Source organism: Streptomyces sp. NBC_01317 (assembly GCF_035961655.1).
Classification (GTDB): Bacteria; Actinomycetota; Actinomycetes; order Streptomycetales; family Streptomycetaceae; genus Streptomyces.
Genome location: NZ_CP108393.1, coordinates 2,325,105 through 2,340,698 on the forward strand (window position 1 = coordinate 2,325,105; position 15,594 = coordinate 2,340,698).

General features: G+C 71.9%; 15 protein-coding genes. 4 read left to right on the forward strand and 11 right to left on the reverse strand.

The window, feature by feature from the left end:
• Positions 1–77: 77 nt before the first annotated feature.
• The 3 genes from OG349_RS09605 to rimP all read right to left on the reverse strand — a co-directional run bounded on the left by OG349_RS09605 (position 78) and on the right by rimP (position 2,139).
• Positions 78–368, reverse strand: coding sequence for a YlxR family protein (locus OG349_RS09605; RefSeq protein ID WP_327238508.1), 291 nt, complete (start codon positions 366–368; stop codon positions 78–80).
• Between the two features lie 155 nt (positions 369–523).
• Positions 524–1,639: a transcription termination factor NusA gene (nusA, locus tag OG349_RS09610; protein WP_327234219.1), complete on the reverse strand. Its 1,116-nt coding sequence runs from the start codon at positions 1,637–1,639 to the stop codon at positions 524–526.
• 2 nt (positions 1,640–1,641) lie between these two features.
• Positions 1,642–2,139: a ribosome maturation factor RimP gene (rimP, locus tag OG349_RS09615; protein WP_327234220.1), complete on the reverse strand. Its 498-nt coding sequence runs from the start codon at positions 2,137–2,139 to the stop codon at positions 1,642–1,644.
• Positions 2,140–2,289: 150 nt separating this feature from the next.
• Here rimP and OG349_RS09620 point away from each other — a divergent pair, with 150 nt between their 5' ends.
• From OG349_RS09620 to OG349_RS09630, 3 genes are read left to right on the forward strand one after another with little or no spacing between them, the layout of a single operon-like run.
• Positions 2,290–2,796, forward strand: a complete 507-nt coding sequence (locus OG349_RS09620; RefSeq protein ID WP_327234221.1) for a hypothetical protein — start codon at positions 2,290–2,292, stop codon at positions 2,794–2,796.
• Entirely contained in the window at positions 2,793–3,215 is a 423-nt protein-coding gene (locus OG349_RS09625) for a ferritin-like domain-containing protein (protein WP_327234222.1), read from the forward strand. The genes OG349_RS09620 and OG349_RS09625 overlap by 4 nt, the downstream gene beginning before the upstream one ends.
• Before the next feature lie 19 nt (positions 3,216–3,234).
• Positions 3,235–4,137, forward strand: a complete 903-nt coding sequence (locus OG349_RS09630; RefSeq protein ID WP_327234223.1) for an aminoglycoside phosphotransferase family protein — start codon at positions 3,235–3,237, stop codon at positions 4,135–4,137.
• Positions 4,138–4,846: 709 nt separating this feature from the next.
• On the opposite strand, the gene OG349_RS09635 is transcribed toward OG349_RS09630, so the two are convergent.
• The 8 genes from OG349_RS09635 to OG349_RS09670 all read right to left on the reverse strand — a co-directional run bounded on the left by OG349_RS09635 (position 4,847) and on the right by OG349_RS09670 (position 14,099).
• Complete coding sequence (locus OG349_RS09635) at positions 4,847–6,541, reverse strand: proline--tRNA ligase (RefSeq protein WP_327234224.1); 1,695 nt, start codon at positions 6,539–6,541, stop codon at positions 4,847–4,849.
• A gap of 101 nt (positions 6,542–6,642) precedes the next feature.
• Complete coding sequence (locus tag OG349_RS09640) at positions 6,643–7,209, reverse strand: GNAT family N-acetyltransferase (protein ID WP_327234225.1); 567 nt, start codon at positions 7,207–7,209, stop codon at positions 6,643–6,645.
• Positions 7,210–7,239: 30 nt separating this feature from the next.
• Positions 7,240–8,085: a GNAT family N-acetyltransferase gene (locus OG349_RS09645; protein ID WP_327234226.1), complete on the reverse strand. Its 846-nt coding sequence runs from the start codon at positions 8,083–8,085 to the stop codon at positions 7,240–7,242.
• Positions 8,086–8,242: 157 nt separating this feature from the next.
• Entirely contained in the window at positions 8,243–9,400 is a 1,158-nt protein-coding gene (ispG, locus tag OG349_RS09650; RefSeq protein WP_161309630.1) for a flavodoxin-dependent (E)-4-hydroxy-3-methylbut-2-enyl-diphosphate synthase, read from the reverse strand.
• A gap of 196 nt (positions 9,401–9,596) precedes the next feature.
• Positions 9,597–10,898, reverse strand: a complete 1,302-nt coding sequence (locus OG349_RS09655) for a M50 family metallopeptidase (RefSeq protein ID WP_327234227.1) — start codon at positions 10,896–10,898, stop codon at positions 9,597–9,599.
• Complete coding sequence (gene dxr / locus OG349_RS09660; RefSeq protein ID WP_327234228.1) at positions 10,895–12,157, reverse strand: 1-deoxy-D-xylulose-5-phosphate reductoisomerase; 1,263 nt, start codon at positions 12,155–12,157, stop codon at positions 10,895–10,897. The genes OG349_RS09655 and dxr overlap by 4 nt, the downstream gene beginning before the upstream one ends.
• Before the next feature lie 142 nt (positions 12,158–12,299).
• The gene (locus OG349_RS09665; protein ID WP_327234229.1) at positions 12,300–13,043 is read right to left on the reverse strand and encodes a hypothetical protein; all 744 of its coding nucleotides are present in this window, start codon (positions 13,041–13,043) and stop codon (positions 12,300–12,302) included.
• A 66-nt stretch (positions 13,044–13,109) separates the two neighbouring features.
• Entirely contained in the window at positions 13,110–14,099 is a 990-nt protein-coding gene (locus OG349_RS09670; RefSeq protein ID WP_327234230.1) for a GNAT family N-acetyltransferase, read from the reverse strand.
• A 180-nt stretch (positions 14,100–14,279) separates the two neighbouring features.
• Between OG349_RS09670 and OG349_RS09675 the strand changes: the two genes are divergently transcribed.
• The gene (locus OG349_RS09675) at positions 14,280–15,542 is read left to right on the forward strand and encodes a glycoside hydrolase family 64 protein (protein WP_442806371.1); all 1,263 of its coding nucleotides are present in this window, start codon (positions 14,280–14,282) and stop codon (positions 15,540–15,542) included.
• Positions 15,543–15,594: the final 52 nt, after the last annotated feature.

Genomic DNA, 15,594 nt, shown 5'->3' on the forward strand with positions numbered 1-15,594 from the left:
CAACTCGCGAGGTACCTGAACCGCACGGGGTTCCGTGCCGTACGTCTTCTTGCGGTGCTTCTTGCAGTGCACCGTTCCTACCGGGCCGTCGTCGCCGTGAGGGCTTCGACGGCCCTGCGCAGCTCCGCGCTGTCGAGCGGTCCCTGGACCTTGAAGGCCCGGGGAAACGCCCTACGGCGGACCGCCAGGTCCAGACAGACCAAGGCGGGGTGCACATACGCACCCCGGCCGGGCAGCGTACCGCGTTGATCGGGAACACATTGTTCTCCGCTCAGCACGATGCGCAGCAGATCGTTCTTGGCCACTCGCTCCCTGCACCCCACGCACGTTCGCTCAGGGCAGGCTCGGTCGCTCGTCCGGCCAGACACGTTCAAGTCTACCTCCCCGCACCGACCTCACCCCTCCGGGCCAGGATTCGAACGCCCGCCGACGGGCAACTCTGACCGAAAAGATCTCCCGGGCCGGGGAGATCCTTCGATCCGGACTCTGCTCAGATCCGGTCCGGCCTCTGCTCCGGCCCGGTCTAGCCTCGGCTCCGGTCGCCGCCGCGGTCCGCGGTACGGCCCCGCTCCCGGTCCCGGTCGGGTCCGCCGTCGCGCTCGCGGTCCCAGTCGCCGCCGCGGTCGCGGCCCCGGTCGGTCTCGGCGTCGCTCTCGCTCGGCTCCTCCGTGTCCGGCCGGATGTCGATGCGCCAGCCGGTGAGACGGGCGGCCAGGCGGGCGTTCTGCCCTTCCTTGCCGATCGCCAGCGACAGCTGGTAGTCCGGTACGGTCACCCGCGCCGAGCGGGCGCCGAGGTCGACGACCTCGACCTTGCTGACCCGGGCCGGCGACAGGGCGTTGGCCACCATCTCCGCCGGGTCGTCCGACCAGTCCACGATGTCGATCTTCTCGCCGAGCAGTTCGGCCATGACATTGCGGACCCGGGCGCCCATCGGGCCGATGCAGGCGCCCTTGGCATTGAGACCGGATCGTGTCGACCGGACGGCGATCTTCGTACGGTGGCCGGCCTCACGGGCGATCGCCTCGATCACGACAGAACCGTCGGCGATCTCGGGGACCTCCAGCGCGAAGAGCTTGCGCACGAGGTTGGGGTGCGTACGGGACAGCGTGACCGACGGCCCGCGTACCCCCTTGACCACCCGGACGACGTACGTACGCAGCCGCAGGCCGTGGGTGTACTGCTCGCCCGGGACCTGTTCCTGTACGGGGAGGATGGCTTCCATCTTGTCGTCCAGCCGGACCAGGACGTTCTTGGGGTCCTTGCCCTGCTGGACCATGCCGGCGACGACATCGCCCTCGCGGCGCGCGTACTCGCCGAAGGTGACGTCGTTCTCGGCGTCCCGCAGCCGCTGCTGGATGACCTGGCGGGCGGTGGTGGCGGCGATCCGGCCGAAGTCCGACGGGGTGTCGTCGAACTCCCTGGCCTCCTGCCCCTCCTCCAGGTCCGCCGGGTCCTCCTTGGCCCATACCGTGACGTGGCCGTTGTCCCGGCTCAGCACGACCCGGGCCTGGCGGCGGCTGCCGTCGGTGCGGTGGTAGGCGATGAGGAGGGCCGACTCGATCGCCTCGACCAGCAGGTCGAAGGCGATCTCCTTCTCCTGTGCCAAGCCCTTCAGGAGCTTCACATCGATGTCCACGGCTACGCCTCCTCTTCCTTCTTGTCCTTGCGGTTGAACTCGAGCTCCACGCGCGCCTTGGCGATCCGCGCGAACTCGGCGCGCCGGGCGGTGGGCTTGCGCCCCTTCACACCGGGCACTTCGAGGTCGAGTCCTTCGTCGTCCACGGTGAGGATGCGGGCGACGAACTCGTCGCCCTCGTCCAGCTGGAACCGGGCGAGCCTGCCGACGGCGCGCACGTAGTGGCGGCGCTCGGTCAGCGGTCGCTCGGCACCCGGGGAGGTCACTTCCAGCTGGTACTCGCCCTCGCCCATGGCGTCGGTCTCGTCCAGCTCGTCGGAGATGTCACGGCTCAGCTCGGCGCACGCGTCGAGGTCCACGCCCTCGTCGGAGTCGACCACGACCCTCAGCACACGACGCCGGCCGGCCCGGGCCACCTCGACCTCTTCCAGATCGAGGTCCTTCGCGCTGACGAGCGGCTCCAGCAGTACGCGCAGCCTCTCGCTCTCGGTGGTGCTCATCCGGGTGACTCCTCGGCCGCGTGTGCTGTTGTGGGATCGTCGTGTGTCAGATCAAAGGGTATCCGGTCCCGGGGGGTGTTGCCGTCCACCGGAGAGTGACCCGCGGGTACGCTCGCCTGCGGTGATCATCGCGAGCCCGAGGAGAGACGCGTGGGGCGCACGGGGACAACACGCAGGCATGCCCTCATCGCCGGAGGAGCGGGGCTGCTGACGGCCTGCTCCTCGGAGGGTCCCGGTCCCGCGGCGGTGAAGAAGGCGGAGGACACCCGGCGCCTGCGCGCCGCGCGGGACAGCCGGGCGCTGCTGGTCGAGTACGACGCGGTCCTGGACCGGCATCCGGACCTGGCGGGCCCGCTGAGCCCGCTGCGTACGGCGGTGGCGGCGCACGTGAAGGCGCTGGCGCCGGCACCCGTCGTCACGGCCTCCCCGTCCCCTTCCCCGTCCCCCTCGGCGTCCGCCACGGCGGCGGGGGCGCTCACGATCGCGGACGATCCCGCCGACGCGCTGAAGGCGCTGGCCGCGGCGGAGCGCCGTACCGCCGACGCGCACTCCGCCGCGCTGCTGGACGCGCCTCCCGAACTCGCCCGCCTCCTCGCCTCGCTGGCCGCGGCCGGCGCCGCCCACGTCTACCTGCTGACGAAAGGTTCCGTCTCGTGAGCACCGGCAGGCTGGACGCCACGCAGGCGGCGCTGGCGGCGGAGCACGCCGCCGTGTACGGGTACGGGATCGTCGGCGCCCGGGTCGGCGAGGACCGCGGGGCCGAGGCCACCGCCGCCTACGCCGCGCACCGGGCCCGCCGGGACGCGCTCGCCAGGACCGTGCGTGACCTGGGCGGTGAGCCCGCTGTGGCGGCGGCCGCGTACGCTCTGCCGTTCGCGGTCCCCGACCGGGCCGCGGCCGTCCGGCTCGCCGCCGAGCTGGAGGACCGGGTCGCGGACGTCTACTCCGACCTGGTACGGGCCTCGGAGGGCCCCACGCGGCGGGAGGCCGCGGGCGCGCTCCGGGAGGCGGCGGTACGGGCGGTCCGCTGGCGCGGCAGCGGCGTGACCTTTCCCGGGCTCGCCGAGCGACGCTGAGAGCTGACGAAAGGGACGTATGGCTTGCGCTTCTGAAGCGCCGGAACGGCTGGCCCGCACGCTGGGCGAGACGTACGGCGACCGGGCCGCCGCCTGGCTGGCGGGGCTGCCCGCGCTGGCGGCCGAGGCCGTGGCGCACCACGGGCTGACCGTGGAACGGGTGGTGGAGCCGGGCGGGCGCAGTGGCCTGGTGCTGCTGGTACGGCGTTCCGACGGCGCCCCCGCCACGCTGAAGATCGTCCCGCCCTTCGCCGCGCCCTCCCTGGAACAGGCGGCGCTGGCGCGGTGGAAGGGCTGGGGGGCGGCGGAGCTGCTGGACAGCACCGACAGCTCGCTGCTGCTGGAGCGTCTGCATCCGGAGATGTCCCTGCGCTCGCTGCCGGAGGCGAAGTCGCTGCTGGAGGCGGCGGACACCGTACGGAAACTGTGGGTCGCGCCGCCGCCGGAGCACGGCTTCGAGTCGGTGGCGGACCGGACCGCGCGCCAGGCGTCGGCGATGCGGGCGGCCGGGGCGGCGGACGCGGGGCTGGCCCCGCTGGTCACGGCGGCGCTCGCCGCCCGCGACGAGTTGTGCGCGTCGGCGAGCGAGACGCTGCTGCTGCACGGGGCGTTCCGGCAGGGCAAGGTGCTGGCGGGCGACCGGTCGCCGTGGCTGGCGGTGGGCCCGGAGCCGCTGGTCGGGGAGCGCGCGTACGACTTGGCGCGGTTGGCGCGGGACCGGGTGGAGGACCTGGTGGCGGCGGCCCCCGGCGCCTCGTCGACGCGCCGCCGTGTCCGCCGGCTGGCGGAGTCGCTGGACATGGACCAGGAGCGGCTGCGGGGGTGGGCGCTGTTCCGGGCGGTGGAGTCGGGGACGCGGGCGGTGGCGCTGGGGCATCGCCAGAACGCGGAGGTTCTGCTGGAGTACGCGAGCTGGCTGTAGCGGTGTCCGCCGCCGCATGCGCTGCGCCCGCGTGTCCTCAATCGCCGGACGGGCTGGGGTTGCCCGCCGCGTCCCGCACGCGCTGCGCGCGTTTGTCCTCAATCGCCGGACGGGCTTGATGTGCGCCCAGGCGCGGGCCCCGGAGAAGCTGGGGCCGCCCCGCCCCCACCCGGGCCGCCGTGTTCCGCACGCGCTGCGCGCGTATGTCCTCAATCGCCGGACGGGCTTGAGTGCGCGCTCGGCGCCGATCTCCCCTGCGGGCGCGAAGCCCCCAGCGGCGCGGACACCACCGGCGGGGTCGATGCCCGCAGGGCACATCCAGCCCCGCCGGCGATTGAGGCGCAGGGGTCTGGGGGCAGCGCCCCCGGAGCCGGTACGCGGGACGAGTCACGGAGCGGGCCCGGGCGAAGTCCCACAACGGGGCCCCGCACCACCGGCGGTGCCGATGCCCGGAGGGCATATCAAGCCCCGCCGGCGATTGAGGCGCGGGGGCCCGGGGGCAGCGCCCCCGAAGCCGGTACGCCGGCCAATTCCCGGAGCGAGGCTCGGCACCACCCGTAAGGCACATCCAGCCCCGCCGGCGATTGAGGCGCGGGGGCCTGGGGGCAGCGCCCCCGGAGCCGGTACGCGGGCCGAGTCACGGAGCGGGACCGGGGCGGAGGGGCGAGGTGGGGGCCCTGGGGGTGCGGGAGCAGGCTCCCGGGGCGCGCTACGCGCGCAGGCGCGCTACCGCGTCCGCCACCGGGAGCTCCTCCTTTTCGCCCGTGCGGCGGTTCTTCAGTTCCACCACGCCCTCCGCCGAGCGACGGCCCGCCACCAGGATGTGCGGGACGCCGATCAGTTCCGCGTCCGTGAACTTAACGCCGGGGGAGACCCCGGCCCGCTCGTCCACCAGCACCCGCAGCCCCGCCGCCGCCAGCTGCTCCGCGACGTCCAGCGCCAGTTCCGTCTGGAGCGCCTTGCCCGCCGCGACCACGTGCACGTCCGCCGGCGCGATCTCCTGCGGCCAGCACAGACCCTTGTCGTCGGCGGACTGCTCCGCCACCGCCGCGACCGCGCGCGAGACGCCGATGCCGTACGAACCCATCGTCACGCGTACGGGCTTGCCCTGCTGGCCCAGCACGTCGAGCTGGAAGGTGTCGGCGTACTTGCGGCCGAGCTGGAAGATGTGACCGATCTCGATCGCGCGGTCGAGCTTGAGGCCCGTACCGCACGCGGGGCAGGGGTCGCCCTCCTCGACCACGACGACGTCCAGGTACTGGTCCACCTCGAAGTCCCGCCCGGCCACGACGTTGCGCGCGTGTGTGTCGGGCTTGTTCGCGCCCGTCACCCACGCCGTGCCCGCCGCGATCCGGGGGTCGGCGATGTAGCGGATCTTGAGGCCCTGCGGGCCGACGTAACCGCGTACCAGGTCGGGCCGCTCCTCGAAGTCCTCGGCCGTCACGACCTCCACCACCGCGGGCGCGAGGTGCTCGCCCAGCTTGCCGAGGTCGACCTCGCGGTCGCCGGGCACGCCCACCGCCGTGATCTCGCCGTCGATCTTGACGAGCAGGTTCTTCAGCGTCGCGGAGGCGGGCACGCCGAGGTGCGCGGCCAGCGTCTCGATGGTCGGGGTGTCGGGGGTGTCCAGCTCCTCGACCGGTCCGTGCTCGACGGCCCCGGCGGGCGGGGTGAAGGCGAAGGTGACGGCTTCCGTGTTGGCCGCGTAGTCACAGTTCGGGCAGTCCACGAACGTGTCCTCGCCCGCCGCCGCCGGCGCCAGGAACTCCTCCGACGCGGAGCCGCCCATCGCACCGGACACCGCCGAGACGATCCGGAAGTCGAGGCCGATGCGGGCGAAGATCTTCTGGTACGCGGCGCGGTGCAGCGCGTACGACTCGGCGAGGCCCTCGTCCGTGGTGTCGAAGGAGTACGAGTCCTTCATCTGGAACTCGCGCCCGCGCAGCACACCCGAGCGGGGCCTGGCCTCGTCGCGGTACTTGGTCTGGATCTGGTAGAGCATCACCGGCAGGTCCTTGTAGGACGAGCACTGGTCCTTGACCAGCTGGGTGAAGATCTCCTCGTGCGTCGGGCCGAGCAGGTAGTCCGCGCCCTTGCGGTCCTTGAGGCGGAACAGCAGGTCGCCGTACTCGTCCCAGCGCCCGCTCGCCTCGTACGGCTCCTTGGGCAGCAGCGCGGGCAGCAGCACTTCCTGCGCGCCGATCGCGTCCATCTCCTCGCGGACGACGCGCGAGATGTTGTCGAGCACCTTCTTGCCCAGGGGCAGCCAGCTCCAGATGCCGGCGGAGGTGCGGCGTACGTAACCGGCGCGGACGAGCAGCTTGTGGCTGAGGGTCTCGGCGTCCGCCGGGTCGTCGCGCAATGTCTTGGCCATCAATCGGGACATGCGCTGGACCTGGGACATGGGGAGCACTCCTGCGTTCTCTCGGCTGATGCCTGGAGGTTAGCCGGGCGGCACGGGCGGGCGGTAATCAGTAAGGCGCGGGCGCGGGTCGCGGACACGCCCTAGGACCGGCGCAGCGGGAGGTGCGCGCCCATCACCGCGTACGGCTTCGGGGCGCTCGGGAACAGCACCCGCCGCGCGAGATCCTCGTACCCCAGCATGCGGTACAGCCGCCGGGCCGGGCTCTCGATGTCGATCGCGGACAGGATCGACCGGGGCTGGGCCGCGCCGTCGGTGAGGGTGGTGATCAGGGCGCGGCCGATGCCCCGGGCCTGGAAGCCGGGATGGACGTGGAGTTCGGTGATCACGAACGTGTCGTCCAGCCAGCTGTCGGTGCCCGCCGAGCGGAGGTACGGCTCGACGACCGAGGACCACCAGTGCGCGCGGTCGTTCGGCAGCCCGTACACAAACCCGACGAGGCGGCCTTCGTCCGTGGTCGCGCCGAGCGCGCGGCAGCCGGGGTACATCAGGTGCCGCAGCACGATGTGGCGGCGTACCTCGATCTCGTCGTCGCTGAGCCCGAAGGCGAGCGCCTGCACAGCGAGTGCCTCGTCGACGCGGGCGGCGAGGTCGACCGGGCCCACCTGTACGTCGGGGGTCCGGGGGTTGTCCCCGGGGATGCGCAGCATGGGCCGAACCCTACTGACCGCGCGGCACGCTCAGAACAGCACGCTCATGAACGCGCCGACCTCGCGGAACCCGACGCGGCGGTAGGCGGCCCTGGCGGGGGTGTTGTAGTCGTTGACGTACAGGCTCACCACGGGCGCGACGTCGGCGAGCGCGTACCGTACGACGGCGGCCATGCCGGTCTCGGACAGGCCCCGGCCCCGGTGGGCGGGGTCGACCCAGACGCCCTGGATCTGGCAGGCGCGCGGGGTGGCGGCGCCGATCTCGGCCTTGAAGACGACCCTGCCGTCCTCGATCCGGGCGAACGACCGTCCCGCGCCCACGAGTTCGGCGACGCGCGCCTGGTACAGCAGCCCGCCGTCGCCGGCCAGCGGCGAGACGCCGACCTCCTCCGTGAACATGGCGACGCACGCCGGCATGATCACGTCCAGCTCGTCCTTGCGGATCCGGCGGACGAGAGGGTCGGGCGGCACGGTGGCGGGGAGGTGTTCGGTGACCATCAGCGGCTGGTTGGCGCGGACCTCGCGGGCCGGGCCCCAGTTGGGTTCGAGCAGGCGCCAGAGCTGGGTGGTGGCCTCGACGGGCCCGACGATGGAGGAGCAGCGGCGGCCGGTCCTGCGGGCACGGTCGGCGAAGCCGCGTACGGCCTCGGGGGTGGCGCAGATGGGGACGAGGTTGGCACCGGAGTAGCAGAGCGAGCGCAGGCGCCCGTCCGCGTACCAGCCCCACATCTCGCCGCCGAGGCGCCAGGGGTCGAGCCCGGCGACCTGCACGCGGGAGGTCACGAAGGCGTTCGTGACGGGATCGCTCTCCAGGATGGCGAGCGCCGCGCCGAGTTCGCTGGGTTCGAGGACCCGGGTGGTGGTGTGCGTCAACACGAGGGCCTCACCGAACGGTCTGCTGATCTCCGCACTGTACCTGGCGGCCGGGCGGAGCGCCGCCCCCAGGCAGCGGATCCCGCGGCCCCGGTGGTGCGGGGCCGCGGGATCCGGTGGGAGTGGAGCGGGAGTTCGGTGAGGGGAGGGTGCCGTCCGGTCAGCCGGAGACGGAGACCTCGGGCTCGCCCGAGGGGATGCCGTCGCGCTCCATCTGCTCGGCGATCTTCATGGCCTCTTCGATGAGCGTCTCCACGATCTTCGACTCGGGGACGGTCTTGATGATCTCGCCCTTGACGAAGATCTGGCCCTTGCCGTTGCCGGAGGCGACGCCGAGGTCGGCCTCGCGCGCCTCGCCGGGCCCGTTGACGACACAGCCCATGACGGCGACGCGCAGCGGCACCTCCATGCCGTCGAGGCCCGCCGTCACCTCGTCCGCGAGCTTGTAGACGTCGACCTGGGCGCGGCCGCAGGACGGGCAGGAGACGATCTCCAGGCGGCGCTGCTTGAGGTTGAGCGACTCCAGGATCTGGATGCCGACCTTGACCTCCTCCGCCGGCGGGGCCGACAGGGAGACGCGGATCGTGTCGCCGATGCCCTCGCTGAGCAGCGCGCCGAACGCGACGGCGGACTTGATCGTGCCCTGGAACGCCGGTCCCGCCTCGGTGACGCCGAGGTGCAGCGGGTAGTCGCACTGGGCGGCGAGCTGGCGGTACGCGTTGACCATCACGACGGGGTCGTTGTGCTTGACCGAGATCTTGATGTCCTGGAAGCCGTGCTCCTCGAAGAGCGAGGCTTCCCACAGCGCCGACTCGACGAGGGCCTCGGGGGTGGCCTTGCCGTACTTCTTGAGGAGGCGCGCGTCCAGCGATCCGGCGTTCACGCCGATCCGGATGGGCGTCCGGGTCTCCCGGGCCGCCTTCGCGATCTCCTTGACCTTGTCGTCGAACTGCTTGATGTTGCCCGGGTTCACCCGTACCGCCGCGCAGCCCGCGTCGATCGCCGCGAAGACGTACTTCGGCTGGAAGTGGATGTCGGCGATCACCGGGATCTGCGACTTGCGGGCGATGGTCGCCAGCGCGTCCGCGTCGTCCTGCGTCGGGCACGCCACCCGGACGATCTGGCAGCCGGAGGCGGTCAGCTCCGCGATCTGCTGGAGCGTCGCGCCGATGTCCGACGTACGGGTGGTCGTCATCGACTGCACCGACACCGGCGCGTCCCCGCCGACCGCGACCGATCCGACCTGGATCTTGCGGCTGACCCTTCGTTCGGCGAGCTTCGTCGGAACGGCGGGCATTCCGAGAGAAATTGCAGTCATCTGGTGTGCAACCCCAAGGTGTGGTTCAGATGCGGATCGGACGGGCTGGTCGGGCGGCCCGGCCGGGCGGGACCGGCGGGCTCCGGAACCCCGAGATTACGCCACCCCGCCACGCCGGGGCACATCGCCGCGAAAAGTCCACCCAAAGGCCAACGGCCGGACACGAAAGGTGTCCGGCCGTGGCGAAGCGGGAGAATCAGCTGATCTTGACGGGGTTGACCACGTCGGCGATCAGGACGAGCACGGTGAAGCAGATGAAGATGCCGGCGACGACATAGGCCACGGGCATCAGTTTCGCCACGTCGAACGGGCCGGGGTCGGGCCGCTTGAAGAGCCGGGCGAGGTTGCGCCTGGCCGCTTCCCAGAGCGCCCCCGCGATGTGCCCGCCGTCGAGCGGCAGCAGCGGCAGCATGTTGAAGAGGAACAACGAGAGGTTGAAGCTGGCGACCACGAAGAGCAGGGTCGCGATCAGGTTCGGCGTCGGCTGGTCGAGGTTCATCACCTCACCGCTGATGCGGGCCGCGCCGACCACGCCGACCGGTGAGTCGGCCTTGCGCTCACCGCCGTCGAAGGCCGCGTTCCACAGATCGGGGATCTTGGACGGGAGGGCGACGATCGAGTCGACGCCGTCCTGGAGCATCGTCCCCATCCGGTCGACGGAATCGGTGAAGGAGAGCGGGACGATCTCCGTGGCGGAGATGAAGCCGAGGTAGCCCGCCGTGACGTAGTCGCCCTCTATGGCCTGACCGTCGGAGTCCTTCGCGAGGACCTGGTTGGAGACGAGGGTGGCGTGCAGGACCTTCTCCGTACCGTCGCGGTCGACGGTGACGGTGGCGGGCCCGGTGGTCTTCCGGATCAGGTCGGAGAGCGCCGACCAGTCCTTGACGGGCCGGCCGTTGAAGGCCACGATCCGGTCGTCCGTACGGAGTCCCGCCGCGTACCCGGGCGACACGGGGTCGCTCTTGGCACACGTCTCGCGGTTCTGGCTCTGCTCGATGACGCACTTCGGGACGCCGGCGACCTTGGTGGTCTGGGTCGCGAAGCCGAAGCTCATGGACACGCCGAGGAAGATCGCGACGGCGAGGATCAGGTTCATGAACGGGCCCGCGAACATCACGATGACGCGTTTCCACGGCTTGCGTGTGTAGAAGAGGCGCGTCTCGTCGCCCGGCTCCAGCTCCTCGAAGGCCGCGGAGCGCGCGTCCTCTATCATCCCCCGCCACGGCGAGGTGGACCTGGCCTCGATACGGCCCTGGGCGTCGGGCGGGAACATGCCGATCATGCGGATGTAGCCGCCGAGCGGGATGGCCTTGAGGCCGTACTCCGTGTCGCCCTTTTTGCGTGACCACACCGTCGGCCCGAAGCCGACCATGTACTGGGGCACGCGGATGCCGAAGAGCTTGGCCGTCGAGAGGTGGCCGAGTTCGTGCCAGGCGATGGAGATCAGCAGCCCCACGCCGAAGACGGCGATGCCGAGAATCGTCAACAGGATCGTCATGCGCGAGCCTCCGCTGTCGCCTTCACCGCGAGTTCCCGGGCCCGGGCACGGGCCCAGGTCTCCGCTTCAAGGACGTCCGGCACGGTGAGCGAGGTTCCCGCGAGGGGATTCCCGTGCTCCGCGACGACCTCGGTGACCGTGTCCATGATGCCGTTGAACGGGAGCCGGCCCCCCAGGAAAGCGTCCACGCACTCCTCGTTCGCGGCGTTGAACACCGCGGGAGCCGTGCCCCCGAGCGTACCGACGTGCCGGGCCAGTCCCACCGAGGGGAAGGCCTCGGTGTCGAGCGGGAAGAACTCCCAGGCCGACGCCGTGGTCCAGTCGAAGGCGGGGGCCGCGTCCGGGACGCGCCGGGGCCAGCCGAGTCCGACGGCGATCGGTCCGCCCATGTCGGGCGGGGTGGCCTGGGCCAGGGTGGAGCCGTCGGTGAACTCCACCATGGAGTGGACGTACGACTGCGGGTGGACGACGACCTCGATCCGTTCGAACGGGATGTCGTACAGCAGATGTGCCTCGATGACCTCGAGCCCCTTGTTGACGAGGGTCGCCGAGTTGATCGTGATCACCGGGCCCATGGCCCAGGTGGGGTGGGCGAGCGCGTCCTCGGGGGTGACGTCCGCCAGCTCCGCTCTCGTACGGCCCCGGAAGGGTCCCCCGGAGGCCGTCACGACCAGCTTGCGGACGTCGGCGCGGGTGCCGGCGGCCAGCGCCTGGAAGAGCGCGGCGTGTTCGGAGTCGACGGGGATGATCTGGCCGGGTCTCGCCACGGCCTTGACGAGCGGGCCGCCGACGATCAGCGATTCCTTGTTGGCAAGGGCGAGGGTACGGCCGGCTTCGAGGGCGGCCAGCGTGGGGGCGAGGCCGATGGAGCCGGTGATGCCGTTGAGCACGGTGTGGCAGTCGGACGCGGCGAGCTGGGTGGCCGCCTCCGGTCCCGCGAGGATCTCGGGGAGGGGCTCGCCCGGGCCGTACTCCGCCCGCAGGGCCTCTCTGAGCGCGGGCACGGCGTCCTCGCGCGCGACGGCGACCGTACGCACTCCGAGCCGCCGGGCCTGTCCGGCGAGCAGCGCCACCCGGCCGCCCGCGGCGGACAGCGCGGTGACGCGGAAGCGGTCGGGGTTGCGCAGGACCAGGTCGATGGCCTGGGTGCCGATGGAGCCTGTCGAGCCGAGGACGACGATGTCCCGGCGGCCTTCTGCCGGGTCGAAGGCGATGTGCGGGTCCGCGAGAGGGGCTGGGCTGTCGCTCATGGGCCCCATTCTTGCCCCATCGGCGCCGCGTCAGGACAGCGCGCCCCTCCACACGACCGAATCAGGACCCGCGGACGCCGGGCGGCTGGCGTCGGAGGCCGGTCCGTGGGGTGCTTCCGGAGCCGGTCAAGGGGGTGCCTTCCGAAGCCGGTCAGGAGGCGTCGAACGTGGCCCACTGGGCGCGGATCACGTCGGCTGGCACCGCGCCGACGTCCTTCGTGCCGGTGACCTCGGCGCGGAAGGAGAGGGTGGTGGAGCCGGACCGTACGACGGTCAGGTATTCGTACAGCTTCTTCTTGCCCCGGACGTCGAGGATCGTGAAGCGGTACGCGACGGAGTCGTCCCCCAGGTAGGGCGCCTTGACCGTTTCCACGGCGAGGTATTTCGCCCGCACGGGGGAGAGCCGGTCCTCGGTGAACCCGCCGGCGCAGGCACGGCCCGCGGTGGTGAGTGCCTTCATGACCCGGGCGGCGCCCTGTCCCGCGTACGAGCGCAGCCGGACGTCCACGGTGACGCCGAGCGTCTCGCGGGGGTCCTCGGCCCGGCGGCCGACCTCGGCGGCGGGGCGGAATCCGCTGACGCCGGGGGCGAGGCTGACGAGGGGCTGGCAGACGGCGGGGGCGGCGGTGTAGTCCGTGTCCAGAGGCCCGCCGAGGGGGTACGTGGACACGGTGTAGGCGCCGGCCCGTTCGCCGTCGGAGAGGGCGGCGGCGGTCAGTTGGCGTTCGGTGCGGGGCGGCGGGTCCGCCGGGGAGGCGGCGGGGGACGGCTTGTTGTCGGCCGTACCGCCGCCGGTGCACCCGGCGGCACCGGCCAGGACGCTCACGGCGAGCACGGCCACCGCCAGGCGGCTCCGCATGCGCCCGCGCCCGCCCCGCTTCGCTGCCCCGACCATGCGTCTCCCCCTGCTGTGTTGATCACGACGACCGAGGCTCGATTGTGCGGCACGGGGGCGGCCGGCTCACAACCCGGCGCCGGGTGTCTCGCGCGGCAGCGCGGCGTAGCGGTGCTCCAGGACCACGCGGTAGCCCGACGCGTCGTACAGGCCCATCGCGACGGTGTTCCCGCCGAACACGTTGAACATCAGCGCCGAGTCACCCGCGCCGAGCGTCTCGCTCTCGGCGACCGCCATCGACGCGTGGCCGAACCCTTTGCCCCGGTGACTCCCGTCGATCTCCAGCGAGAAGCCGAAGGTCACCCCCGGCAGGTGGTGGTGCTTGAGCCAGAGGGTGCCGACCGGGGCACCCGCCGCCTCCAGGACAACGACGTTGTGGTCGGGGGTGGCCAGTCCCGCGGGCAGGAGGTCCGCGAAGTCGCGGTCCGACGTGGCCCGCGCCTCGTCGGGGGTGAGGGACCCGGAGCGGACGATGTCGGCGACGTATTCGTCTTTGCCCGCCACGAGCCAGGGCCCGTACTCGTCCGCTGTCATCGGGCGGGCGGTGAGGGCGGGCCCGGACGCACGGCCCGGCGTAGCTTCGCGGCGCGGCGCGGCTTCCCGGCCCGGCGCGGCTTCCCGGCCCGGCCCGGCGAGGTGGCGCAGGCGGGTCTGGCCCCGGACGGAGTAGTGCGCGAACAGCGGTTCCGCCTCCGTGAGTTGTACGGTCAGCCGGGTCGCCCCCGCCGCCGCGCACCGGTCCTCGGCCCACGTACGGGCGGCCTCGCCGTGTCCCTGCCCCCGGTACGCGGGATCGATCCAGAGGTCTTCGATCCGGCCGGTGAGGGAGGGGCCCGGTTCGTCCTCGTCGAGGGACACGGCGACCCAGCCCACCGTCTCCCCGCCGTCCGCGGTCAGTTCGGCGACCGTCCGCCGGGCCTCGCCGGCCCGGACCTCCTCGATACGGCGCTCCACGGCGGTGGCCGGATGCCCGGCGGAGTCGTACGCCGCGCGCAGCCGCCGCTCGAATCCCGCCTGCCAGCGGGAGGGGTCGTCCACCAGGCCGAAGTCCGTCATCGCGTCACCCTGTTCATCGCCGTGTCCTCGTGTCCGTCGCCGTACCCCTGGCCGGAAGTCCGCCGAGACGATACGCGGTCGGCGGGCGCGCTCCCAACGGTTTTCGGGGCCGGGGGCAGGGCCGTACGGGATGGGGGGAACGGCCGCCCGGGGTGGGGCAGTTGTGTCATGTCCATTGACATGACCACCCTCCGGATCGATTCTGAGAGCGCTCTCAACCCCTCGACCCCCACATGCAGGAGGCAGAGCGTGCTCTCCCTGAAAAAGGTGCTGGCGTCTCTAGCGGCGGCGGTGATCCTCGCCGCGGGATTCACCGCCGCGGCACCGGCCGAACCCGCCGAGGCCGCCGTCCCGACGACGATCCCCCTGACCCTCACCAACAACTCCGGGCGCACCGACCCGGTCTACGTCTACAACCTCGGCACCCTGCTCACCACGGGCCAGCAGGGCTGGGCCGACGAGAACGGCACCTTCCACGCCTGGCCCGCCGGCGGGAACCCGCCGACCCCCGCGCCCGACGCGTCGATCGCCGGGCCCGCCAACGGGCAGTCCAAGACGATCCGGCTGCCGAAGTTCTCCGGCCGCGTCTACTTCTCGTACGGTCAGAAACTCGTCTTCAAGCTGACCACCGGCGGTCTCGTGCAGCCCGCGGTGCAGAACCCGGCCGACCCGAACCGGAACATCCTCTTCAACTGGACCGAGTACACGCTCAACGACGCCGGCATCTGGATCAACAGCACCCAGGTCGACATGTTCTCGGCGCCGTACGCGGTCGGCGTCAAGATCCCCAACGGCACCACCAAGACCACCGGGCACCTCAAGGCGGGCGGCTACAACGGCTTCTACAGCGCGCTGCGCGCCCAGTCGGGCTGGGGCGGCCTGATCCAGACCCGGTCCGACGGAACGGTCCTGCGCGCGCTCTCGCCCGGCCACGGCGTGGGGTCGGGCACCCTGTCCGCCACGGTCATGAACGACTACATCAACCGCGTCTGGACGAAGTACGCGTCCTCGACGCTGACGGTGACCCCGTTCACGGACCAGCCGAACACCAAGTACTTCGGGCGGGTCTCCGGCAACGTCATGAACTTCACCAACAGCGCGGGGGCCGTGGTCACGTCCTTCCAGAAGCCGGACTCCGACAGCATCTTCGGCTGCTACAAGCTGCTGGACGCGCCCAACGACCTGGTCCGCGGGCCGATCTCCCGCACCCTGTGCGCCGGGTTCAACCGCTCCACGCTGCTGACCAACCCGAACCAGCCGGACACGAGCGCGGCGAACTTCTACAAGGACGCGGTGACCAACCACTACGCCCGGCTGCTGCACGACCGGATGGCGGACGGCAAGGCGTACGCCTTCGCGTTCGACGACGTCGGCGCGCACGAGTCGCTGGTGAACGACGGCAATCCGCAGCAGGCGTACATCACGCTCGACCCGTTCAACTAGGGCCTGTCCCAAGAGCTTTGCCCGGACATACGGCAGGGCCGCGTCCACCGTC